25 protein-coding genes are annotated in these 24867 nt (G+C 38.9%); 22 read left to right on the top strand and 3 right to left on the bottom strand.

The annotated features are described in order from the left end of the window. The first annotated feature begins 138 nt into the window (after positions 1–138). The 12 genes from BM137_RS08380 to BM137_RS08325 all read left to right on the top strand — a co-directional run bounded on the left by BM137_RS08380 (position 139) and on the right by BM137_RS08325 (position 13701). Positions 139–972: a squalene/phytoene synthase family protein gene (locus tag BM137_RS08380; protein WP_092480721.1), complete on the top strand. Its 834-nt coding sequence runs from the start codon at positions 139–141 to the stop codon at positions 970–972. 225 nt (positions 973–1197) lie between these two features. Next, positions 1198–2415 (top strand): acyl-CoA dehydrogenase FadE, encoded by a 1218-nt coding sequence (gene fadE / locus BM137_RS08375; RefSeq protein ID WP_092480720.1) that lies wholly within the window; start codon positions 1198–1200, stop codon positions 2413–2415. A 191-nt stretch (positions 2416–2606) separates the two neighbouring features. Beyond that, positions 2607–4190 carry an acyl CoA:acetate/3-ketoacid CoA transferase gene (locus tag BM137_RS08370; RefSeq protein ID WP_092480719.1) on the top strand — a complete coding sequence of 528 codons (1584 nt, stop codon included), beginning with the start codon at positions 2607–2609 and terminating at the stop codon, positions 4188–4190. A 139-nt stretch (positions 4191–4329) separates the two neighbouring features. After that, positions 4330–5232 carry a LysR family transcriptional regulator gene (locus BM137_RS08365; protein ID WP_092480718.1) on the top strand — a complete coding sequence of 301 codons (903 nt, stop codon included), beginning with the start codon at positions 4330–4332 and terminating at the stop codon, positions 5230–5232. Between the two features lie 297 nt (positions 5233–5529). Then, positions 5530–6711 (top strand): acetyl-CoA C-acetyltransferase, encoded by a 1182-nt coding sequence (locus tag BM137_RS08360; RefSeq protein WP_092480717.1) that lies wholly within the window; start codon positions 5530–5532, stop codon positions 6709–6711. 27 nt (positions 6712–6738) lie between these two features. Next, entirely contained in the window at positions 6739–7884 is a 1146-nt protein-coding gene (locus BM137_RS08355; RefSeq protein WP_092480716.1) for an acyl-CoA dehydrogenase family protein, read from the top strand. A 2-nt stretch (positions 7885–7886) separates the two neighbouring features. Further along, a complete protein-coding gene (locus BM137_RS08350) occupies positions 7887–8738 on the top strand; it encodes a 3-hydroxybutyryl-CoA dehydrogenase (protein WP_092480715.1) in 852 nt (283 codons plus the stop codon). A gap of 12 nt (positions 8739–8750) precedes the next feature. Beyond that, the gene (locus BM137_RS08345) at positions 8751–9536 is read left to right on the top strand and encodes an enoyl-CoA hydratase-related protein (RefSeq protein ID WP_092480714.1); all 786 of its coding nucleotides are present in this window, start codon (positions 8751–8753) and stop codon (positions 9534–9536) included. A 43-nt stretch (positions 9537–9579) separates the two neighbouring features. Then, complete coding sequence (locus BM137_RS08340; RefSeq protein ID WP_092480713.1) at positions 9580–10902, top strand: acetyl-CoA hydrolase/transferase family protein; 1323 nt, start codon at positions 9580–9582, stop codon at positions 10900–10902. 158 nt (positions 10903–11060) lie between these two features. Continuing rightward, positions 11061–12236, top strand: coding sequence for a SulP family inorganic anion transporter (locus BM137_RS08335; RefSeq protein ID WP_244887676.1), 1176 nt, complete (start codon positions 11061–11063; stop codon positions 12234–12236). A 211-nt stretch (positions 12237–12447) separates the two neighbouring features. Further along, positions 12448–12933, top strand: a complete 486-nt coding sequence (locus BM137_RS08330) for an SRPBCC domain-containing protein (protein WP_092480712.1) — start codon at positions 12448–12450, stop codon at positions 12931–12933. Between the two features lie 27 nt (positions 12934–12960). Next, positions 12961–13701, top strand: coding sequence for an NAD-dependent protein deacylase (locus BM137_RS08325; RefSeq protein WP_177192542.1), 741 nt, complete (start codon positions 12961–12963; stop codon positions 13699–13701). A gap of 94 nt (positions 13702–13795) precedes the next feature. On the opposite strand, the gene BM137_RS08320 is transcribed toward BM137_RS08325, so the two are convergent. Continuing rightward, on the bottom strand, positions 13796–14398 hold the full coding sequence (locus BM137_RS08320) for a hypothetical protein (RefSeq protein WP_092480710.1): 603 nt from the start codon (positions 14396–14398) through the stop codon (positions 13796–13798). 323 nt (positions 14399–14721) lie between these two features. Next, positions 14722–15690, bottom strand: coding sequence for an NAD-dependent epimerase/dehydratase family protein (locus tag BM137_RS08315; protein ID WP_092480709.1), 969 nt, complete (start codon positions 15688–15690; stop codon positions 14722–14724). Positions 15691–15812: 122 nt separating this feature from the next. Here BM137_RS08315 and BM137_RS08310 point away from each other — a divergent pair, with 122 nt between their 5' ends. The 4 genes from BM137_RS08310 (at position 15813) to BM137_RS08295 (ending at position 19808) form a co-directional block, all read left to right on the top strand. Beyond that, complete coding sequence (locus tag BM137_RS08310) at positions 15813–17021, top strand: helix-turn-helix domain-containing protein (RefSeq protein ID WP_092480708.1); 1209 nt, start codon at positions 15813–15815, stop codon at positions 17019–17021. Between the two features lie 193 nt (positions 17022–17214). Further along, positions 17215–18393, top strand: coding sequence for a NupC/NupG family nucleoside CNT transporter (locus BM137_RS08305; protein ID WP_092480707.1), 1179 nt, complete (start codon positions 17215–17217; stop codon positions 18391–18393). A 167-nt stretch (positions 18394–18560) separates the two neighbouring features. Next, a complete protein-coding gene (locus tag BM137_RS08300; protein WP_092480706.1) occupies positions 18561–19226 on the top strand; it encodes a uracil-DNA glycosylase in 666 nt (221 codons plus the stop codon). 213 nt (positions 19227–19439) lie between these two features. Next, positions 19440–19808: a YccF domain-containing protein gene (locus BM137_RS08295; protein WP_092480705.1), complete on the top strand. Its 369-nt coding sequence runs from the start codon at positions 19440–19442 to the stop codon at positions 19806–19808. A 59-nt stretch (positions 19809–19867) separates the two neighbouring features. Here BM137_RS08295 and BM137_RS08290 read toward each other — a convergent pair whose 3' ends face one another. Continuing rightward, entirely contained in the window at positions 19868–20848 is a 981-nt protein-coding gene (locus BM137_RS08290; RefSeq protein ID WP_280521794.1) for an ornithine cyclodeaminase family protein, read from the bottom strand. Positions 20849–21187: 339 nt separating this feature from the next. Here BM137_RS08290 and BM137_RS08285 point away from each other — a divergent pair, with 339 nt between their 5' ends. The 6 genes from BM137_RS08285 to BM137_RS08260 form a co-directional block, all read left to right on the top strand. Then, complete coding sequence (locus BM137_RS08285; RefSeq protein WP_092480703.1) at positions 21188–21694, top strand: cupin domain-containing protein; 507 nt, start codon at positions 21188–21190, stop codon at positions 21692–21694. A gap of 24 nt (positions 21695–21718) precedes the next feature. After that, on the top strand, positions 21719–22138 hold the full coding sequence (locus tag BM137_RS08280; RefSeq protein WP_092480702.1) for a lipocalin-like domain-containing protein: 420 nt from the start codon (positions 21719–21721) through the stop codon (positions 22136–22138). Positions 22139–22329: 191 nt separating this feature from the next. Continuing rightward, positions 22330–23655: an NCS2 family permease gene (locus BM137_RS08275; RefSeq protein WP_218147508.1), complete on the top strand. Its 1326-nt coding sequence runs from the start codon at positions 22330–22332 to the stop codon at positions 23653–23655. A 155-nt stretch (positions 23656–23810) separates the two neighbouring features. Beyond that, positions 23811–24302 (top strand): DUF2975 domain-containing protein, encoded by a 492-nt coding sequence (locus BM137_RS08270; RefSeq protein WP_092480701.1) that lies wholly within the window; start codon positions 23811–23813, stop codon positions 24300–24302. Positions 24303–24311: 9 nt separating this feature from the next. After that, on the top strand, positions 24312–24515 hold the full coding sequence (locus BM137_RS08265) for a helix-turn-helix domain-containing protein (protein WP_092480700.1): 204 nt from the start codon (positions 24312–24314) through the stop codon (positions 24513–24515). Positions 24516–24599: 84 nt separating this feature from the next. Then, a partial coding sequence (locus BM137_RS08260; protein ID WP_143084238.1) for a hypothetical protein occupies positions 24600–24867 on the top strand: 268 nt, incomplete at its 3' end.

Raw genomic sequence — 24867 nt, 5'->3', positions numbered from 1 at the left:
ATGCTTTCTGCAAAAGGAAGCATCTTTTTCATTACCAACTAAAATAATGAAATCTTCTTCTTTTCTTCTTATTTATTTCTTTAGTATTTAGAAAAGTTCTTATACAATAGGAATAAGAACTTTCAGGAGGAGAAACGCATGAAGAAAAATGAACAGTTTCCTAAAGAAGCTATGCGAGTTTTGAAGGAAACAAGCCGAACTTTTTATATTCCGATTACCTTTTTGAAAAGCGATTTGAAACATTCAGTGGCTTCTGCATATTTAGTGATGCGTGCGATCGATGAGATCGAAGACCATGAATTGATTTCAAACGATACGAAATATGAGTTGTTGATGCAAGTGAGCGAACTGTTTAAGCAGCCCTTTACTGAAGAAGCGTATCTCCGCATTATCGAACCTGTAAAGGAACAATTGCCTGAAGTATCTTTGCGCTTGTACGATTGGGTACAAGCCTGTCCCGAAGGCTCTCGACCCATGATGATGGAGATAAGCAGCGAAATGGCGTTTGGTATGGCCAAATGGGCGAAGAAAAATTGGCAAGTGCAAACTAAAGAAGATTTAGATGACTATACGTATTATGTAGCTGGTGTTGTAGGAGTTTACTTGTCTAAGTTATGGTATTGGTCTTATGGCCAAGAAACGGACCTTGATCTGGCGATCGGATTCGGACGAGGACTTCAAGCAGTCAATATTTTACGCAACCAAAAAGAAGACATCGAAGAACGGAGCGTCAGTTTTGTTCCAGACGGCTGGTCAAGAGATGATCTATTTGCTTACGCAGAAGACAATTTGAAAAAAGCAGATGCTTATATCGCCACTTTATCTGAAAAAAGTACGGTGATGTTTTGCCGTTTGCCGTTGGAATTTGCGCATAAGAGTTTGAAGGCGATGAAAAAAGGACAAGAAAAAATGTCTCGAGCAGAAGTTGAACAAACGGTGAATGAAGTGAAAATGGAAGTTGATTCTAAATAAATATCTTACCCAACTCTTCAGGTTTTTAGACCTGGAGAGTTTTTTTATTATAGCTGCATCAAATTAAAGGGCTTTCAGTTCAGCTTATAGGTTCTATAATTTTCCATAAGTAGACGGTTTCGACAAAAGTGAGGTAAAGTATGGTTGTAAGCGGTTTACAAAAAGTGTAAAAGTGTAATGTAAAAAACCAATACTATTAAAGCCAACTTAAAGGAGAATGACCTTATGGAAGCAACATTAAATACAGAATCAGTAGACTTGAAAAGCTTTTATCCAACAGACTTATACGAATATTCAAGTGATTTAACTGAAGGTGAAATTGCAGTATTAAAAGAACTTAGAGAGTCTTTAGAAAAAAATGCTCGTCCGACATTGATCGAATACACTGAAAAAGCAGAATTCCCATTCCATGCTTGGAATGAATTGACAAAAGTTCGTTTCATGGATGACCCAAGACTTTTCGAAGGTCGCGACAATGACTTAAAACCAAGCGAATTGTACAACGTATTCCGTTACTTCGAATTGGCAAAAATGGATCCTTCATTTGCGACTCTTTATACAGTACACGGTGGATTATTCTACGCAACGTTATTGTATGGGGGTACTGAAGAACAAATCCAACGTTGGGCTCCAAAAGTAAAATCATTTGAAAACTTGACTTGTTTTGGTTTGACTGAGCCATTACACGGTTCAGATATTGCGGGCGGATTGTCTACAAGCGCACGTAAAGAAGGCGATACTTGGATCTTGAATGGAGAAAAACGTTGGATCGGCGGAGCTAAAAACGCTGATGAGATCGCAATCTTTGCTCGTGACGAAGCAGATGGTAAAGTAAAAGCTTTCGTTGTCCCTGGTGATTCTGAAGGATTGACAGTAGAAAACATCAAAAACAAAATCTCATTGCGTATGGTTCCTAACGGCCATATCACATTGAAAGATGTAAAAGTAACAGAAGACCGTCGTTTGCAAAATGTAAACTCATTTAAAGATGTAGCAGGTATCTTGCGTACAACTCGTGCAGATATTTCTCACTTGGCTACTGGACTAGCAGCAGGAGCTTTTGAAGCAGCATTGCGTTATGTAAAAGAACGTGAGCAGTTTGGTAAAAACTTAGGTTCATTCCAATTGGTTCAAGAAAAATTATCGATCATGCAAGCCAACGTAACAGCTTGTCTAGCTTACTCTGTTCGTTTGGCACAAATGCAAGAAAAAGGAAACTACGTTGAAGTGAACTCTTCTATGGCTAAAATGCACAATGCTTTGCGTATGCGTGAAACAGTTGCATTGGCTCGTGAAGTTGTCGGCGGAAACGGAATTACATTAGATACAGACGTAGCACGTTTCTTCGTGGATGCTGAAGCAATCTATTCTTACGAAGGTACACATGAAATCAACGCGCTGATTGTAGGAAGACATTTGACTGGACAAAGTGCATTTGTATAGTCAACAAGACTAACTCAATAAGCAGATTGTATGAATAGAGTTTCGCGATACATCCAATCCCCTTTGGATCATTTTGAACGTACTCCATAAATATCATAGACTCTTATCCTAAAGAAATAATGGCAGAACTTTTTCAAGCTGCCGGGATAAGAGTTTTTTTGTCTAAAAATAACAGAAGAGAAGGAGAAACAATGGTAAAAATCATTACACCAAAAGAAGCAGCCGAAAAAATTAACGATTATGATACGGTTGCCGTCACGTCTGTCAATTTAGGCAGCTTTCCAGAAGAATTAGTTGCTGCAATCAAAGAACGATTTCTAGAATCACAAAAACCTGAACAGTTAATGTTACTAGCATCTACAGGGATGGGAGACTCTACACCTGGAAGAGGGATGGACCATTTCGCTCAGGATGGATTGGTCAAAAGAGTGATCACAGCGTTTTGTGCGCAGTCCCCGATGATATCGGACTGGATGGCTAAAGGGAAAGTAGAAGGGTATCTATTGCCGCAAGGAGAAATTCTCCAACTTTACCGTGCTGCAGCTAATCATTATCCCGGAGTCTTTTCCAAGATTGGATTGCACACTTTCGTAGACCCTCGTTTGCAAGGCGGAAAAGTCAACTCAAATACTACGGAAGACCTTGTCGGATTGATGGAGATCGAAGGAGAAGAATATTTGCACTACAAACCGATTCCGGTTTCAGTTGGGTTGATTCGAGGAACATACGCCGATACGAATGGAAATATCGTTGTGACTCAGGAATCGAATATTATGGAGTTGTTTTCAGTTAGTGCGGCAGCACATAATAGCGGCGGAATCGTTATGGCTCAAGTCAAAAAAGTAGTCGAGGCGGGTTCATTAGACCCGAAAAGCATCATTGTTCCCGGCGCATTAGTGGATTACATCATTGTCAATGAGAATCCGGAGTATCATAAACAAACGTCCAGTACTCAGTATGACCCTGGCATTTCAGGGGAATTTAAAACGGTTCAAGATCATCAAAAAAACATGCCGCTTACCGTTAGAAAAATTATTGCACGCCGAGCAGCGCAATTGTTAGATCCAGGATCAACAGTCAATCTAGGAGTCGGGATGGCAGACGGAGTAGCTCATATTGTTTATGAAGAAGGATGCAGTGATGAGATCACGTTGACTATAGACACTGGAATATTTGGCGGAAAATCAGCGCTAGGTCCTGACTTTGGAACAGCTTATAATCCTGAAGCGATCATTTCTCATGAAAATATGTTTGATTACTATAATGGCGGCGGCTTGGACACGGCTTTTTTAGGACTGGCACAAGTAGATAAACAAGGCAATGTGAATGTTTCTAAATTTGGACCGAAAGTGACTGGACCTGGCGGGTTCATCAACATCACTCAAACCACTCCAAAACTGGTCTTTATGGGAACTATAGTGGTAGGAGCGGAATATGCGATTGAAGATAACCGTTTAAAAATACTCAAAGAAGGCCGCTCGAACAAATTTGTCGATCAAGTAGAACAAATCACTTTTTCTGGAAAATACGGTAGTACATCAGGACAAGAAATTTATTTCGTCACGGAACGAGGCGTTTTTGATATTGATGCTGGAAAGCTGAGATTAATTGAGATCGCACCCGGATTGGAAGTTGTAAAAGATATCCAACAGCACATTGCTTTTGAGTTAGTGGTCTCTCCACAATTAAAAGAAATGGACAGTGCATTGTTTCAAGAAAGATGGGGCAAATTAAAAGAGATTCTAGAAGCTAAGAGAACACTTAAACTGCAATAAAGTATAGAAGTAAGTATTCTTTGTCAAAGAGTGCTTACTTTTATATTTGTTTTTATGAATGCGGTTAAATTTAAACCTATAAGATGGTATAATAGCTTCAAATCACTTTGCTGGTTAACTGAAACAAGGAGAGTCACCAATGGATATTACACAAATGAACTATTTCATCACAATAGTTGAATGCGGTTGCAACTTGTCCCTGGCAGCTAAGAGGATTCATATTTCTCAATCTGCCCTAAGCCAATTTATTACAAACTTTGAACGTGATGAAGAAATCGAACTATTTGTCCGCAGTAATGGACGGTTAGAAGAACTGACACCTAGTGGGAAAAAAGTCTATGCTTACGCTTTAAAAATCGTTAAAATGCACGAAGAGATGCAGGAAACGGTTAGAAAAGAGTCAGCTAAGCAAAAAGGAACGATACGTATCGGTTTGCCATCACTTGTTCTTACTGTGCTGTTTTCTAATTTCTTTTCACGCTTTATCGTCGAAAATCCAGATGTCAAAATAGAGATCATTGAAGAAGGGTCACATGAATTGAGACGTATGTTGTTGAAAAAAGATTTAGACTATGTCGTGTTGGTAGCTCCAACGGACTTAGATCCGAAATCATTTGAAGAACACATCATTCAGATCGATGAATACACAGCTTTTATGAATCCGCAACATCCTTTAGCTCAAGAAGAAACAATTCAGTGGAAGAGTTTGGATCCTTATCAAGTAGGGACTTTTAAAGCTTCTTTTGTAACGAATCAATTGGTTAAGCAAAAGCTTGAGGATAAAAACTCAGATGCTAAAGTGACAATCACTTCTGCTTCTTGGGACTTCTTAGTAGAAACAACCAATCATTCGGATGTTGTAGCTGTTTTGCCTTCACCAATCAAGAGGTATTTGAATAACGATAATGTAGTGATGAAGCATTTTGAAGATCCTATCCCATTTAACGTCTTGCTTTGCCGACCAATCAAAAACACGTATTCACCAGTGGAAACTTACGTTCATGAATCTATGTTGAGTTATTTTTATCAGCCAATCGATTAAAATGAACTTTTTTAAGTAAACTTTGTGTGGATATAAACAAGCATCAAACCTTAACTATTGAACACCTTCTGTAAAGAAGGTGTTTTTTGTCGTTCAATTTGTGAAAAAAGCGCTTTAACTATTAATTCAACTTATAGTTCGTCTCATAATTGCTTTGTGGACGGTTGATAGGAATGTTGTTAATCTTGGGTTGTAAACGTTTTATATTTTTTTCACTCTTACACTTACATTTAAAAACATACACTTTACATTTTAGTCTAACTACCGCTTATAACAAATTAATTGGAGGAATACAACATGCATGAAGCAGTTATTGTAGAAGCACTACGTACACCGATCGGATCTTTTGGAGGCGCTCTTAAAGATGTCACAGCTATTGACCTTGGAACGCTCGTGGTTAAGAAAGCAATGGAAAATATCAATCTAGACCCTAATTTAGTTGATGAATTGATTTTTGGTAACGTTTTAAGTGCTGGTCTTGGGCAAAACGTTGCACGCCAAGTAGCAGTAAAAGCTGGGATCCCAAAAAGTTCGCCATCATATGCCATCAACAAAGTATGTGGATCAGGTCTGAAAACAGTCGCACTTGCTGCTCAATCGATTATGCTTGGCGATAATGATGTAGTCATCGCTGGTGGAACAGAAAGCATGAGTCAATCACCATATGTCTTGAAAGATGCTCGTTGGGGCAAACGCATGGGAGACAGCAAGATTGTTGATACGATGCTGAAAGACGGATTAATGGATGCTTTCAACGATATCCACATGGGAGTAACCGCTGAAAATATTGTTGAAGAATATGGATTTACAAGAGAACAACAAGATGAATTAGCAGTTCGCAGTCAAAACAATGCAGAAAAAGCGATTCAATCAGGACGCTTTAAAGACGAGATCGTTCCAGTAGAAGTTCCACAACGCAAAGGCGACCCGAAAATTGTTGATACGGATGAACATCCACGTTTTGGAACAACTATGGAAGGCATGAGCAAGTTAAAACCAGCTTTCAAAAAAGACGGCGGATCTGTAACAGCAGGGAACTCATCAGGTTTGAATGACGGAGCTGCAGCCATCATCATCATGAGTCGTGAAAAAGCAGAAGAATTAGGTCTTGAGCCATTAGCAACAATCAAATCTTATGCAAGCGCAGGTGTAGAACCAAGAATTATGGGATGCGGTCCTATTCCGGCAACACAAAAAGCTCTTGAAAAAGCTAATTTGAAACCTTCTGATTTAGACTTGATCGAGGCAAATGAAGCATTTGCAGCTCAAGCATTGAGCGTTATCACGGACTTAGACTTCAATACGGATATTGTGAACGTAAACGGTGGAGCTATTGCCCTTGGACACCCTATCGGAGCAAGTGGAGCACGGGTATTGGTTACATTGTTACATGAAATGAAAAAACGCGATTCTAAGTATGGTTTAGCTACTTTATGTATTGGCGGCGGACAAGGAATCTCACTTATTGTAGAAAGATAAGCGGTAACGATTAGAGGAGGAAACATCATGGCAACACGTTCCATCGAGGACATCATAGAGCGAGTAACAGTCTATGCAGAATCAGAAGTTAGAGGAAAGGCAAAAGAGTACGATGAAAATGAACAATTCCCTCAGGAAACCTTTGATTATTTAGCTGACTTGGGCGTGTTGCGTATCCCCTTTAATAGACAGTACGGAGGACTTGAAGGAACTTTCAGTGATAGCTTAAAAGTCGCACAAGTTGTTTCTCGAGAATGCACTTCTACTGGAAGTGTGCTGCTGACCCAAATTTCATTTGGAATCACACCTATCCATCAGTACGGTACGGAAGAGCAGAAACAACGCTACCTTCCCGCTTTATTGAGTGGAGAGATACTGGGAGCATTTGCGATGAACGAGCTGGATGCTGGAAGCGACTTCAAAAAAATGGAAACGATTGCTGTCGAAAAAGACACTCACTGGGAACTGAATGGATCTAAGAATTATATCTCCCACGCTGGAAAAGCAGGTATTTATTCGGTCGTCTCTCGAACGCTTTCGTTGGATGGAGAAGAAGGATACGGGATCTTTTTAGTAGAAGCAGGAATGGCAGGGTTTACAGTCGGTCCTCAAGAAGAAAAAATGGGTATTCGAGGCATGCCGGTAGCCAGTTTAGGATTCGATCAAGTCGAAATCCCTAAAAACTTGGTATTAGGAGGCAGTCCTGGCGGGATAGAACAATGTTGTGCTATCAAAGACTACAATAAGTTGTTTGTGTCAGCACAAAGTATTGGTATTGCAGAAGGAGTTTTTGAACGGGCATTGACGTATATGCAAAAAGATCGCCGCTTTGGTCAGCGTTTGATTGATTTGCCGACCAATCAACATAAAATGGCCGATGCCTATACAGAAATTTGTGCCGCTAAAGCACTATTGGGACAAGTGAACGAATACCGGGCTGAAGAGGCAAGAACGTACGCAATGATCAAATTGAAAGCTTCATCAGTCGCTGTAGAAACAGCCGAATTGGCGATGCAGTTGACAGGCGGATATGGATATATGCGGGACAACGACATTGAAAGATTCGTCAGAGACGCTCAATTAACTAGAATTTATGGTGGCGGAAGCGATGCCCAAAGATGCATTGTATCTCAACCTTGGATAGCGACAAACAAACGAAGAAACGAGGAATAACGATGGAAATCAAAAAAATTATGGTAGTTGGATCAGGCCAAATGGGGAGCGGAATCGCTCAAGTTATGGCTCAAAACGGCTATGATGTCATCTTAAACGATATCAAAGAAGAATTTGTTCAAAAAGGTTTAGACAAAATTTCTAAACAGTTAGACCGTGATGTTCAAAAACAACGCAGAACAGAAGAAGAGAAACAAGAAATCTTAAACCGTTTTACGTTATCGACAGACTATAAAGACGCAGCTGACGTTCAATTAGTCATCGAAGCAGCAACTGAAAACAAAAAAATCAAGTTGGATATTTTCAAGCAATTAGGTGAAATCGCTCCAGCTGAAACGATCTTAGCAAGCAACACATCTTCTTTATCGATCACAGAAATCGCTCGCGCAACTAATCGTCCAGATAAAGTAATCGGAATGCACTTCTTCAATCCAGTTCCAGTGATGAAATTGGTCGAAGTGAACCGTGCGTTGACAACGAGTAAAGAAACAGCTGACATTATCCAAGAATTGAGTCGTAAAGTCGGCAAAACGGCTATTGACGTAAAAGATTCTCCAGGGTTTGCTGTAAACCGTATTTTGATCCCGATGATCAATGAAGCGATTTTTACTGTATTTGAAGGGGTAGCATCTGCAGAAGAAGTAGATGAAGCGATGAAATTAGGAGCCAACCATCCAATGGGACCAATCGCATTAGCTGATTATATTGGATTGGATGTCTGTCTAGCAATCATGGAAGTCTTGTATGAAGGATTCAACGATCCAAAATACCGTCCTTGTCCATTATTGAAAAAGTATGTAGAAGCAGGAAGATTAGGAAAGAAAACGGGTCAAGGTTTTTACACTTACTCATAAGGAGGAACACGGATGCTAGAATACAATACTCTTCTTTTAGAAAAGAAAAATGGAATCGGAACATTAACCATCAACCGTCCGAAAAACTTGAATGCATTAAATAAGGAAGTTCTTGAAGAATTGACTCAAGTACTAAAAGCCATCGAAAAAGATGAAGATATCCATGTATTGATCGTCACAGGCGCTGGAGAGAAAGCTTTTGTTGCCGGAGCAGATATCAAAGAAATGAAAGACAAAAACGCTATTGAAGGCCGCGACTTTTCTACATTAGGCAACGCAGCATTTAGTCAATTAGAGAACTTGCGCCAACCAACTATTGCAGCTGTTAATGGATTTGCACTAGGCGGAGGATGCGAATTAGCGATGTCTTGTGACATCCGAATTGGCAGCGTGAACGCAAAATTCGGTCAACCAGAAGTTGGATTAGGCATTACTCCCGGATTCGGCGGCACGCAACGATTAAGCCGTTTAGTAGGCTTAGCTAAAGCAAAAGAATTGATTTACACCGCTAAAACGATCAATGCCAATGAAGCAATGAGTATCGGACTGTTGAATCAATTGGTTGAAGCAGCAGATTTAACAGCAGAAGCAGAAAAAATGGCACAAGCCATCATGAAACAATCTCCATTAGCAGTAGAAGCCAGCAAAAAAGCAATCAACCGCGGTTATGAAATGGACTTGGTTCATGGATTAGAAATGGAAGCTGAGATGTTCGGAGCTTTATTTGCTACAGAAGATCAAAAAGAAGGAATGACAGCTTTTACAGAAAAAAGAAAAGCTGCTTTCAAACGAAAATAAGTATTTGCCAATAGCTCTTTATAAATGAAGTGGGGGAACCATTATGACAATTACTGACTACAAAAAACTATACGAAGAAAAATTAACGACTCCTGAAAAAGCTGTGCAATTAGTAGAACCTGGGGAAGAGATCATTTTCCCAATCAACCCAGGTGAACCACCTGCATTATTGGAAGCGTTACCCGAAAACAAGAATTTAGAAGGAAACTACTTACACCGTATGCTGCCAAGTTCTGGTCCATTAGACTTGCCGCCAAGCAAATTGAAACAAGTATCGATTTTCTTATCCGGTGCTGACCGTAAGTATTACCAAAAAGGGTTTGTTGACTTCTTACCAAACCATTTTTCAGACATCCCTTCATTATTGCTGCAACGTTCTGCTCATCCAGTGATTATGGCGACTGTTTCGCCAATGGACGAAAACGGAAACTTCTCACTAGGAACGAGTCCTTCTTATGTGGCACCATTGATTGAACATGCAAAAACAATCATTTTAGAAGTGAATGAAAATATGCCTCGTACTTTTGGTGCTAAAAACAACATCCATATCAGTCAAGTAGCAGCATTAGTAGAAAATACAGTTGATTTACCGGAATTGCCGACACCCCATTTGAAAGAAAAAGACTTGGCTATCGGAAAAATCATCGCAGATACAGTAAAAGACGGCGATACTGTTCAGATCGGTTTCGGATCTATGCCGAATGCGGTTATGGAATACTTGATGGATAAGAAAGATTTAGGCGTATACAGCGAAATGCTTCCAGATAAAATCGTTGATTTGTATGAAAAAGGGGTTGTCACTAACAAAAACAATCCAGCTTATCCAAACAAAACTGTTTCTACATTTGCAATTGGATCTAAAAAATTGTATGAATTCATGAACAATAACGAAGACATTTTGATGTTGCCGTGTGACGAAACAAATGGTTTATTGAACATTGCAAAAGTGGACAACTTAGTTTCGATCAACTCATCTGTTGAAGTTGATTTTTATGGACAGTGTAACTCTGAATCGGTTCAAGGGAAATTATATTCTTCTACTGGGGGACAAGCTGATTTCACTAAAGGTGTGCGCTTGACGAAAGATGGACGAGGAATCATTTGCTTGTATTCTACAGCGAAAAATGACGAAATCTCTACTATCGTACCAGAATTAGCTCATGGGTCGATTGTCTCAACATCGAAAAATGATGTCGATACTGTAGTAACAGAGTATGGAAAAGCTGAGTTGATCGGGAAAACCTTTGGTGAACGAGCAGAGGCGTTGATCAATATCGCTCATCCAAAATTCCGTGATGAACTACGTCGAAGAGCGATTGAAAAGAACTTGATAGTAGAAGACGAGAAAGAACCTGTTTTACAATAAATACAGATGAAAAACTTCCAGCTCCCTATTGCTGGAAGTTTTTTTCGATCTTGTTCAGTTTAATGTTTAAAATAAAACGACCTCCGACCCAACAATGTGGTATGATATTTTCTTGTAAGCTTATTAAGGAAGTGTTTGTTTCTAGAAGGAAGGTATTTATGCAACAATATAAAAAAGAATGGTTTGGAAATATTAAGGGAGATATTCTAGCAGGGATCGTTGTCTGCTTAGCTTTATTCCCTGAGGTTGTTGGTTTTATGATTGTAGCAGGTGTAGAACCGATTGTTGGAATCTATGCTACATTTTTCATTACAGCAGCAGCAGCTTTTTTTGGAGCACGGACAGGATTGATCTCCGCTGCAGCCGGATCGGTAGCGTTAGTGCTAGCCAATTTGGTCGCGGAACATGGAGTGAATTACTTATTTGCCGCTACTATTTTAGCCGGAGTGATCCAAGTTATATTGGGGGCTGTTAAAGTAGGTAAGGTAATGCGTTATATTCCTCAACCTGTTATGCTGGGTTTTGTGAACGGATTAGGTATCATGATGTTTTTATCTCAAGTAGATCATTTTAAAGGAAATCCTCTATTGTTGGTGCTTGGGGCACTCGGTATTGCCATTATTTTCTTGATGCCTAAAGTAACGAAAAAAATCCCAGCGCCTATTATTTCTATTATCGTGATCACGATGATTGTACTGGGCTTGGATTTAAACGTGCAAATGTTGGGAGATTTAGGTAAGATATCTAGCGATTTGCCCTCCTTTAGTATTCCAAAAGTCCCTATGAATGTCGAAACGTTGAGAATTATTTTTCCGACAGCTCTTTCTGTAGCGATTGTGGGATTGTTGGAATCTTTATTGACCGCACAATTAGTGGATGAGTCGACTAATACGCCAAGTAATAAAAACCAGGAATCCATCAGTCAAGGGATTGGAAATATGCTTTCTGGATTCTTTGGCGGAATCGCCGGCTGCGGGATGATTGGCCAAACGGTCATCAACATTAGTTACGGCGGCATTGGTCGATTAGCTACATTTCTGTCTGGCTTTTTCATGTTGACATCAGTGGTGCTGTTAAATGGAATTGTGGTGCAAATTCCAATCATTGCTTTAGCGGCTGTTATGGTCGTCGTTTCTTATGAAACAATCGATTGGAGCTCAGTTAGACACTTGACGTCTATGCCTAAAAAAGAGAGTTTAGTTATGCTGCTGACAGTCATAATCGTTGTATTTACACATAATCTAGCTTACGGAGTAGTAGCAGGAACTCTGGTGAGTATAGCATTGACCAACATTCAATCGATTTCTATGTATGGAAAAGAAAATATAAATTAATTTTTTGCGAAATGAATAGAAGAAACGGCAGTGTAACTTTCGATATAGAAAGTCACACTGCTTTTTTGTGCTGTATTAAAGCAAAGCGGCAGTATGCTTTAATACAAATTCCAAAGAGCTGCATGTTATACTAATAGAAGATAAAAATATCCGAACAACAGGTCTGGTTTTTTTTGGAATTTAGGAACAGCTGGGAATGGAGGACATTCTTATGAATCAGTTAAATAAAAGAAGAACGGATAGAGTTTCGAAAGAAATCGCTGCTTCTACAAGCACTATTTATCAAGCGATTTTAAATCCTAACGCTTTAGTTTCTTGGTTGCTGCCCGAGGGGATGAGGGGAGAAATAGAAATATATGAACCGTGGGAAAGCGGGAAATTTCAAATTTCCCTAACGTATTTAGACCCAGAATACTCTCAAGCTGGAAAAACAGAAGGCAATAAAGATGTTAGCAAAGGCATTTTTACGAAGTTGATAAAAGATAAACAAGTGGTCACTGAAGCAGCTTTTGAATCGGATGATCCAACATTGAGAGAAACGATGAGAATGACGTGGAATTTAGAAACGGTTCCTTCCGGTACGAAAGTAGAAATTGTTGCTGAGAATGTGCCATCTTCTATTGATGAGAAGGCTCATATTGAAGGATTGAGTTCTTCATTAGCCAATCTAGCTGCTTATATTTCAAGAAACCAGTAAACAATATATATAGAAAAGGTGAATAGTTTGAATCAATCGGTCAATCAAGTTGCACAATGGATACAAGAAGCAGAAAGAATCGTTGCATTTACCGGAGCAGGAATCAGTACGGAAAGCGGTATTCCAGATTTCCGTTCAGCAGGTGGTTTTTTTGATCAGCTGTCTGGGAAACGATACAGCGGTGAAGAAGCGCTGAGTTTGCCTTTTTTCAACCGTTATCCTGAGCTGTTTTTTGAGAACTATCGCACGACACTAGACTTTCCAGATGCTAAACCAAATTTCGGACATCAGTTCTTCCGTTTATTGGAAGAAAAAGGTAAGCAAGTCAGTATCGTCACTCAAAATATTGATCATTTGCATGAAGCAGCGGGCAGCTCGGTTGTCTATCCTTTGCATGGTGATGCTACAAAATGGAAGTCAGTCAAAACCAATAAACCTGTCCCCGCTCATGAGGTTCAATGGGACGAAAAGGGAATAGCAGTAGATAGTAAAGGAGATAGGCTACGACCAGATATCGTTTTGTATGGGGATCAATTGGACGAGCACGTTGTCGATGGCGCCATCAAGGCTTTACAACAAGCAGATATGCTGATCGTTATTGGAACGAGTCTTAATGTGATGCCGGCAGCTTATTTTATTGAAGAATTTCGCGGTCGACATTCGGTGTTGATCAACCGAACAGAGGTAGCTCAAATGGATCGATTTGATTTGGCGATCAAAGAGAAAAGCGGAGAATTTTTAAATAAAGTATGGCAAGAACTAAAATAAGCTTTTTTCATAGGAAACTGCTAAAAAACTTTCTTTTCTTAATGAGAAGAAAGTTTTTTAGCAGTTTAGTTTATTGGATTAAAGAATACAAATGTTAATATTTTTTCTTTGGATGGCGGTCGACAGGTTCTGGATATTTAGCCAACAGTTCTTTTCCGGCAGGAGTGATCTCAAAACCTCTGATAGAAAAGTGGGGACTGATTTGTTCTTCCATCAACTCTGATTTAGCAAGTTCCATGAGACCTTCCTTATTTAGTTTCGAATAACCTTTCAAACCGAATTGTTTTAATATGGCTTTTAATTGAGCTGCATTCAAATAAGGCAAGGAATCCAGTGCTGACAGTTTTTTCGCATATCCTTTATCGATCAATTCTTGTAAAGCTTGATCCGCATTGATTCCATAATCGTATTCGAAATACTTTGGATAACCGCTGATGGTAGTAAATGTGCCGAAATTAATGCGCCACAACAAAATCAAATGACCAGGCAGCACATCTTCTTCAAATCGGATCATGTTTCGCTTTGGAACCAAGCTTTCTGATCCGATATTGACCAAATTCACCCATTCATGCAGATTGCGCTGTGGCGAGATGTATGGAACTTCCGCGTGATTTTCGTACAATGCAAAGACATTTTTTACATCAGGATCAGTCAAATCAAGATGACTATTTTGTTTTTCAATATTAGTGGTATTCATTGCAAAGACTCCTTTAATAACTGTATTTACCTTCGTTACTATTTTGGAAGATAGGAGAAGAGAAGTCAAAGGATATCTAGAAAGTAAACAAGCAAATGATATTAAAAATAAAGACATAATACAAAAGATGCAGAACCTTTCAATTAAAGGCTGCATCTTTTTATACTCTTCACGAAGGTCTAAACGGTTTACTCCACGCTCTCTAAAAACGCGTTGCGCAAGGCAACTCGCCTATCACTTTCCAAAAATGAAATTTAGGGGAAAAGCGCCCTAAGTTTCATTTTCGTGAAGTGTACGTCGAGCTAAGCGCCTTGCTCCACGCTCTAAACGCAGGTAGCTAGGGTTTCTTTGATGGATTGGATGACGTCGTGTTCTTTGATGCCTAATACGGACATGGTATCTGCAGGGTCTAGGTACAGGTCTTCTGTTTGGAGTTTAGAACTGACTACCATGTGCATTCCGTGTTCTAATCCTTTTTCAGCTGCTTTTCTGTCGATATCTTCATACACAGATTTCATTTGATCGTATTCTACTACTGGAACTTGAGTGGTTTCTGTTTGGCCCAATGCATCTACCATCATTTGGAAGAAGTCTTGGAATTTCATATTTAAAGCTGAAATCGCATAAGTATGACGGTGTTTTCCATTTTCCATTGCTCCAACAGCCGCTTCAGCAACTTGTTCTACAGTTACCATGGCTGTTCCACCTTTTAGTACAGGGTAAACTGGTCTTCCTTTTAGTTGATCTGTGTACATTTTCCATAAAGGAGCTCTGCCTGGCATTGTTCCAAAAATGTATGGCAAACGGAGAGAAGTAACCGTCATGCTGCCTTCGCCTTCAGCAAATGCAACTTGTTCTTGCAATAGTCGGGTGTTTGGATAAGCTTGGGTTCTTAAGTTGTATTCCGGCAGACGTTCAGCAAATTCAGCAAAGTAAGAGCCGAAAACGACAAATTTCTTCACACCGGCTTCTTTAGCTAAACGAGCTAATCGTTGAGTAGGGAGAACATTTGCTTCATAAAAGAATTTCATTGCAGGTTTTTGTGGAACGACACGTTCGTCAGCTCCTGCTGCATAAATAAAACCCTCACAATCGCTTAATAAGTCACGAATTTCGTCATCAGAGAGCTCATTGATGTTTCCAAGGCTGCATTCTACCTCAGCTGGCAATAGATCTTCTGTTGGCATTGGAGGCAAAGCCATTGTTTTGACTTCATAACCTTTTGACAACAATTCTCTAACTGTGTAATAACCTAAAAAACCTGTTCCGCCTAAAATAAATACTTTTGACATTGGAATCTCTCCTTTTGTTTTATATTTCACAAGTAGTATAATCTATTCCAGGTTAAAATAATCAGCAAAAAAAGACTATTCACTCACTTTATAGTAAAATCATTTGTAAGGAGGGGAAAGTGATGACAGAGAATTTTCCATACACTAGCGTCGATTATTTTTCGCAAAAGTTCAAACCTGCAGATCTAAGCATACGAAAAGAAACTATCACTAAATCAGAAACGAAACATTACCGAAATGAGATCGAGTTTTTGATCATTCTTTCAGGTGCTGCAGCTATTGAGATCAATAATACTTCTTTTTCAATAAATGAAGGCGATATTATCCAATTGATGCCTTATCATGTCAACAGACTACTAATATCAGGAAAACAATCTCTTGAACTATACCGCATTCGTTTTTCAATTGGACTGTTGTTATTGATCAGTACCGATAAAACGAGGTATTTGAATGCTATCAAGAATTTAGACCGCTCTATCCCAATCACTTCTGTAGATGAGAACACTAGAAAACAAATCGAATTCTTATGTGAAACGGTATATGTTGAAAAGCAGACGAGTCTAGGAAATATGGAAGCATTACATATTTCTTTAGTAGCTTACCTGTCTTATTTCTCTCATAAAACACAATCCAGGAAGTTTCAGGAAAAAGAATTCCAACGAAATCCTGCTTGGAAAATAGTCGAATACATACAAATCCATCATCAAGAAAATTTGTCTCCCTCATTCGTCAGCAAAGAATTGGCTATCGAAGAGGCAATTGTAGGACCAAGTTTATTCGAACTCACAGGAAAGAGTTTTTACCAGCTGCTCAATCAAGTACGTATACGAAACGCCGCAGCTTTATTTCAATACGACGATTTATCGACCAACCAAATCGGAAAGATCTGCGGGTATCGATCGGAAGCTTATTTCTATAAAATGTTTAAGGAAATAATGCAAATGACTCCTTTAGAATATAGAAAAGGATTATCTAATCCTTCAACTTCCGGAAAATCATACGATGCTTGGGAAATCGCCATGTATCTTTTAGAGAATTGTCGAAAAGAACTTTCTATCGTTGAAGCTGCTGCCGGTATGAATTTGTCGCAGAAAAAAATCAATCATTTATTAAGTGAAACATTCAATACGACCTTTAAAGATATGCTCAACCAATTTCGAGTACAGATTGGAAGAACCTTTTTAGTGTCACTTGATTTACCTGTTCAAGAGACAGCTTTATTAGTAGGGTTCTCAGATTCAACATCATTTATCAGAAACTTTAAGGATTTTTATGGACTCACTCCTAAACAGCTGGTCAAAAAGGAAAAGGGCGAAACGACTGATCATTAAACAGATCAGTCGTTTTTTATGTGCTTTATGAGCAGAAGTTCATTTGATAGGAGCATAGAGATATGGTAATATGAGAAATTGTGATTATTTATAAATGAGGTGAATCCAGATAAAGTGGGAGGTAACCAAAGAATCAGCAGCCGAGTTATAAAGTTCATCTACAAGTAAGCAATGGAAATGGAGAACTAAAGAAATGGATAAAGTTATAACAGTTTTTGGAATTATTATTTTATTAGGTATTCTATACTTGATGTCGGACAACAAGAAAGCAATCAATAAAAAGACTGTGGCAGTTGCTGTGGCAGCACAGTTGGTATTATCAGTGTTTTTGATCAAAATTCCAGTCGGAAGTTGGATCATCAGACAATTGGCTGCAGGAGTGACAAAATTATTTAGTTTTGCAAATGAAGGGTTGAACTTTGTATTCGGGGATTTATTTGGAAAAGGGTATTTCTTTATTGATGTATTAGGAGTAATCATTTTCTTATCTGGTCTGACGGGTATTCTTGGTTACCTGGGCGTAGTAGGCTGGGTTGTTAAGATAGTCGGCGGGGCTGTAGGGAAATTAATGGGAACTGAAAAAGCTGAATCGTTTGTAGCTGTGGCCAACATGCTTTTAGGTCAAACGGAATCTCCATTTTTGGTAGCTAAATACTTGCCGGACATGACTCGATCAGAATTGATGACAGTCTTGGTTGCAGGTATGGGATCCATGTCAGCATCTATTTTAGTAGGATATAACTTGTTGGGGATCCCTATGGAATGGCTATTGATCACTTCCGCAATGGTGCCGTTCGGTTCTATTTTAGTCGCTAAAATATTGACTCCTGAAACGGAAGAAAGCCGAGTAACGGATGTAACACTTGATCGAAAAGGGGATAATACGTCGGTGTTTTCTGCTTTGGCTGAAGGAATCAATAATGGATTGCAAATGGTTTTGGGAATCGGAGCCAGCTTGATTGCCGGTATTTCCATTGTAGCGTTGCTGAACAGCCTGTTAGGATTGGTAGGAACTAGTTTTACGGAGTTATTAGGCTACTTATTCATGCCACTAGGCTGGTTGATGGGACTGACAGGATCAGAATCTATCATCGCTGGGCAAGTTCTAGGGACCAAATTGTCAATCAATGAGTTTGTTGCTTATGCAGAACTGGCACCTCAATTAGGAGAATTGTCAGATAGAGCAGTAGCTATGTTGTCTATTGCAGTAGGAAGTTTTGGTGCATTCTCAAGTATTGCTATCTGTGTTACTGGACTGGCTGTTTTTGCACCAAATAGAAAAAACGATTTATCCAATTTAGCTTTTAGAGGAATGTTGGGTGGGTTCATCGTTCCAGTTCTTTCAGCAATGTTTATTGGATTGTTCTTATAAAAATAAATGAGTGTATAGTCAAAGTCAGATCGAGAGATAAAGTCTCAATCTGGCTTTTTTATTGAGCGCAAATTAGTTTCATGATGTACTGGATTTTATAGCTTACATTTTTTTAAAATCTCAAAATATGCTAACCTAAAAGAGAAGTAAGGAGGGTGATCATTCAAATGATAAAAACGATACTTACTAAAGAACTGATTCAACTAGCGCAACAAAGAGCTGCTGGATTTCCTGTAGAGGGATTTTTACGCGGAGAGGGTCCGGAACATCCAAAAGCTCTATTGATCGGAGAAGCACCTGGGGAAGTGGAGGTAACAATAGATATAGACACTCCATTTGCTGGACGAGCAGGGGTTGAATTGATGAAGTTTATGGAGACGGCTGGGTTAACGAGAGAAAATACGTATATTACAAGTGTCTTTCATAGTCGTCCTTTTAAAGATCGTCTAAAACTCAATAAGCGTACAGGTGAAGAAGAAATGAGACGCTACAATCGCAAGCCAACCCGAAAAGAAGTGCTGGCACATGCACCTTTGACAGATTACGAAATCAGTCTTATTGATGCTCCACTGATTATTCTGTTAGGTACGTCAGCCATTGAGCGAGTACTTGGAAAGAAAGCAGCAGTAAAAGATCTTCATGGAAAAGTACTGACGACATCCGTTCAGTATTTAGCGGACCTCGAAGATACAGTTTATCAATGGACGGATAAAAAATATTCTGTTTTGTGTACTTACCATCCTGCCAGTGTATTTTACAATCGACAGTTGGCATCCGATATACATGAAGATATGTTTGCAGCAAAGAAATGGTTGGAAGAAAACAGCAAATAAAAAAAGATACTCTGCTACCTACACAAAGTTTGCTAAATTTGGTGAAAAATTTTCTAAGATCAAATTTTTATGTGGTGGATGTACGTTATCCTGACTAGGCTAAACAATATTCATTCGGAAAATCATCATTTAGTCTGATGTTCTGCTAGATTCTGTCCTCTATAATAAGTAATGTAAACATCAGAATAACAACGATTAAAGAGGAGAAGAATTATGAAACTATTAGGGAATATTGTGTGGTTTATATTGGGCGGATTTATCAGCTTTCTATCGTGGGGGATTTTAGGAATATTGTGGTCAATAACAATTATCGGAATCCCAATCGGCAGACAGTGTTTTAAATTTGCTAAAATGTCTGCAGCTCCTTTTGGAAAAGAGATTCGCTTCAGTGATAGTGGATCATCACTCTTGATCAATATTGTTTGGCTGTTTCTTGGGGGATTTGCGATCGTCATAGAAGAAGTTGCTATGGGAATTGTTTTCTGTTTGACGATTGTAGGGATTCCTTTTGGAATGCAGCACTTTAAACATGCCAAATTAGCCTTATTACCAGTGGGGTCAGAAATATACCGTACTCGATAGAATAAATAGTTAAAAGCCAGACCAAAAATGGACATCCATTTTGGACTGGCTTTTTGAAATTATTCTACAAAATCGAAGTGTTCTCCTAAACCTTTTTCAAGAGCACGTTTGTGAACTTCTCCAGCAATTGCTACATCCATGGCGCCCGTTCCAATCGGGATACAAATGGTGATGTCTTTTGACAAATCACCGGCAGATGTTTTTTCTGCTGCCAAATCACCTAATGTAGCAAAAATATTTTCTTCCGTTACTTTACCTTGCTTATTCAGATGTTTTAAAGCTCCGCGATGCAAAGCTTGCTCCACATGGTCAACGATGATTTTATCTGCTTTTAAAATCAATTCGTCTTCGATTTCTTGGAAAGAACCCAGAGGGAAGATGATGGTTCCTGGTTGGAGCCAGTCAGCTTTGACGATCGGTTCTTGTGCAGGAGTGACCGTGATGAGAACATCTGCTTGACTGGCTTCTTTAGGATCTTCAACTACTCGTATCGTTCCTTTCACCAAATCTTTCACATCCTCAGCAAGTTTATCTGCGGTAGAACGACGATGATTCCAGATAATCAATTCTGAGATGTCAAATAAATCTGAAATAGCGAGGATATTGGTGCTGGCTTGCATACCAGCTCCGTACATACCGATGGAAATAGACGGCTTTTTCACTAAATAACGCAAGGCATTGGCTGTTTGAGATCCCGTACGCATATTTGTGATATATGCACCGTCTAGTGCGGCTGTAAAAGTCCCTAAGTGAGGGTTAAGTAGTAAAATCATAGCGGTGATATAAGGAAGTCCAGCTTCTTTTCTTTCGCCAAGGAAACCGCCGACCCATTTCAAACCGGCAATATCTTGCCAACCAATGTAAGCGGGCATGGCATTCATGAATCCTTCGTATGGAGGATATCCTCCAGTTTCACCTAAATCAAGTGTTAATTTGGTAGGATTAATGACTGTACCTTCTCCAAATCCTACGAATGTCTTGTGGACGATTTCATTGATATCTTTCATACCCACTAATTCTTTTATAGTCTTTTGATTAATGAGCAGTGTGTTTTTCTCCTCCAGAATAATCCCTCCTTTTTTCTATCAAACAAAAATGAGCTCTTGCCACTGTAACGGCTGATTGTGTCATAACATAATCAGCAATATGGTTGTGTTCCACAACAGCACTCAAAATTTATTATACCATTGCATATGCAGGAAGATATAATTTTTTTCGAACTCAAAAAGTGAATTTTTATTTATCCTATAGAAAATCGTCATTTTTTTCCATTGTTTTGTCTTGGAAAAAGCTTGTTGCACATGGAAATAGGCGGAAATTTTCGACTGAAATAATAGGTTTGTTTATACTTAAGGTATATAAGAGAGGAGAATCTATCAATGGCGAAATATTTTACGATTCAAGAAAACAAACCCTTTCCCAACAGCACTTTAACTGTTATATACTATCCAGAAAGTATTGCAGACAAACTGAATAGAGAAGACACTTCGCAAAAAGTGTTGTCATTCTTTGAACAGAATGGATACACCAACGGATGGGTCGGCAGTATTTATACCTATCACCACTTCCACTCAAACACTCATGAAGTGTTGGCATGTATTTCAGGAGATGCAGAAGTGCAACTTGGCGGACCAAATGCAGAAATCTATTCATTTAAAGCAGGTGATGTCGTGCTCCTTCCGGCAGGAGTTGCGCATAAATTGATAACAGCTTCAAAAGATTTTCAAATCATAGGAGCTTATCCTGATGGCAAAGAACCCGATATGCAAAGAGGCGATCTAGAGCACTACTCAGAGATTAAGGAAAGAATCCGACAAGTGAGTAAACCGAAATATGATCCAGTGAAACATCTAGAAGGCGGAGTAATAAAGAATTGGAAAGAATAAAGTATTCATCAGGAGGAAATAATAATGGGGAAACTTCAAGAATTGATATCAGGAACGACTTGGACATTAGAATCCTTTCAGTCACAAGGCAAAAATGGAGAAATCGTTTATCCATTAGGAAAAGAAGCTGAAGGATTCATCACTTTTACTCCAGAAAACATGATTTCAGTCCATATTATGACAGTTGAAGACCAGTCTAGTGATAAAGGAAACTTTTTAACAGATGCAGAAGAGAAAATGGCTGAATTGGGTTATCACGCTTACGCTGGGGAATTTCAAATCGACGAAATAGCACAGACGCTTACCACTCATGTAGCCGTCAGTTTGCTTTCTTCGTATGTAGGAACGAATCAAGTTCGTTCTGTAAAGTTGGCAAATGGGAAATTGCACTTATCTAATGTGCAGCATCCAGAAAGAAAATTGGTATGGAAAAGAGTAGAGTGAGAATTACTTCTAGAGAATGAGAATATTGACTATTTCTTCTATATTTGAATAAAAAATGAAAAACTAATGACACTGGAAAAAATTGGTTTGATACTTGCACAACCGATAGCTATAATGAGAACAAAATAACAGCAGGAAAAAGTTAGCAAGATATTGTTGAGGCTGCGTCTAAAGGAGAAGTGGGAAAAACCATGAGTCATAAACAGAGTTCTATGAGTGTGTCTATCCAGGATTTTGTCAAACGAAGATTTAATATTGTAGAGGAAGAGAATACGATCAAAACGGAACTCTTAGCGGGAATGACTAGTTTCATCTCAGTTTCGTATATCATTGCGGTCAATGCTTCTGTCTTAAGTACTACAGGAATGAATTATGCTGCAGTCACGGTAGCTACAGTATTGAGTTCAGTGATCGGCTGTTTGCTGATGGCTTTTTTAGCCAACTCGCCTTTGATTATTACTCCGGGAATGGGTGACAATGCTTTTTTTGCTTTTACATTAGTAGGAGCGTTTGGGCTCACAAGTCCTCAAGCCTTGACCGTAGTACTAGTAGTAGGAATCTTATTTACTATTATTGCAGCATCAAAAATCGCTCCTAAACTAGCTTCGGCCATACCAGGAACTTTAGTATCTGGTATGAGTGTAGCCATTGGTTTTTTTATTATGTTTTTAGGCTTAAAAGACGGCGGGATTATTGTCGGAAACGAAGGAACCTTAGTTGCGTTAGGAAATTTAAATGATCCTTTACCGCTGACGACTTTAATATCATTAGTCATAGCGCTGATTTTATTTGAGCGGAAAGTACCAGCCAATTTCTTGTTGAGCATTGTAGCAGGAACATTGGTCGGAATCGCGACAGGGGTTGTTGATCTCTCAAAAATGAGTTCGTTCTCTTTATCTTTGACCCCTTTTGCAAATGGGATAGCGCAGTTTGATTTCAGTTTGCTGCTAAGTCCAAATTTTTGGATAGCTGTGTTTGCTCTGTTAATGTTGGCACTCTTTCAAAATCTTGGTTCTCAATTGAGTATGCTTCCTGACCGTAACAAGTTGCCAAAAGCGTATTTAGCAAATGGTATTTCTGTCTTAGCTGCTTCAGTGATGGGCTGTAATTCGACTTGTACTTCAGCTGAAGGTGCTACAGGAGTAGCGGCTGGAGGAAAAACTGGACTGACTTCCTTAACAGCTGGTCTATTATTTATTCCGGCACTGTTTATTTTGCCAATTCTAAGTTTGATTCCTATGAGTGCAGTCGCGCCCATTTTGATTATCGTTGGAGTCAGTATGGTTCAAGGAAACATCAAAAAAATCCCATTTGATCATTTTTCAGATGCCTTTCCAGCGCTGTTTACAGTGATTATGACGGTGTTAACATTCAACATTGCAGATGGAATAGCATTTGGCTTCATTTCTTATACACTTTTGAAAATCGTGAAAAATGAGACAAAAGAACTAACTGGAATGACTATACTGCTGTCGATAGTATTTGTGATTTATTTTGTACTAAATTATCTTGTATAGAAAAAAAACTAAAAGTCTGATTGCAGAATAGCTGTAATCAGGCTCTTTCATTTGTTTAAGAAATGTATAATAAAATGAAATTCAATAATTATTTATTGATAAACGATAAACGGTTTGGTAAACTCATGTCAAATGTTAGTAGGAGGAAGTTGAGAATGAAACAAAAATCAACATGGTTATTGAAGTTGGCTGTTGTGTTGATGGCGATACCGCCTTTAGCCTTAACAGGGTTACTATGGTTTGAAATAGGAAAGACAGCTTATAAAGAGGCGGCAAACGGAGCGACCTTAGGGTATATTATCCTGGGAATCTTACTTCTCATAACCGTTTCTTTAATTCCTTATCTTGCAGCTCTATCCCAGTCATTTAAGTTGCTGCTTTATATAGATGTAAGTAAGGCGTTCTCTGAACTTTCAGTTGCAGCCTTAAAGAAAATCAAAAAAAGTGCTTTAGTCATCAGCGGTATTTATGTCCTGGCTCTTCCATTAGTCGCAATGGTGGCAGAATGGGATGATGCTCCTGGGTTGATCATTATAGGAATGTTGCCGATTTTTGCAGCAGTTGTCATCAGTATCTTTGCGGCTGTACTAGAACGACTATTGAAAGAAGCTATCGAAATAAAAATAGAGAATGAATTAACAGTCTGAGGTGAAATTATGGCGATTCGGATCAATCTTGATGTTATGTTGGCAAAAAGAAAAATGAGTGTGACGGAACTTTCTGAAAAAGTAGGTATCACTATGGCGAATATATCGATTTTGAAAAATGGGAAAGCAAAAGCTATTCGATTTTCTACATTAGAATCTATATGTAAAGTATTAGACTGTCAGCCAGGAGATATTTTAGAGTATGAAGAGTAATGAAAAACAGCCGGTGCCTATAAGCTGATATGCTCCCCCTAAAGTAGACACTTAAAAAAGTAAACTACTCTAGGGGGATTTTTTATGCGTTCTAACCGCAAACATACTATTGATGAGCTTGAGAGATATATTCTGTTATATCTTGAAGAAGGTGTAAGTTTTAAAGAGTTAAGTAAAGAGCATGGATTATCGTTAACGGATTCGGCCTTCGGTCAAAAAGTCCTTAGATATCAAGAGCATGGCCTTTCGGGAATACAAACCACAGCTCGAAACAATCAGTACAGTAAAGAAATTAAAGAGACAATTGTTCGAGAATACTTCAATGCAGGCACGCCTATCAAACAATTAGCTC

Origin of the sequence: Desemzia incerta (assembly GCF_900115825.1) — a bacterium.
Taxonomy (GTDB): Bacteria; Bacillota; Bacilli; order Lactobacillales; family Carnobacteriaceae; genus Desemzia; species Desemzia incerta.
Note: the sequence above shows the minus strand (reverse complement) of the source record. Positions and strands in the feature narration are given on the sequence as shown.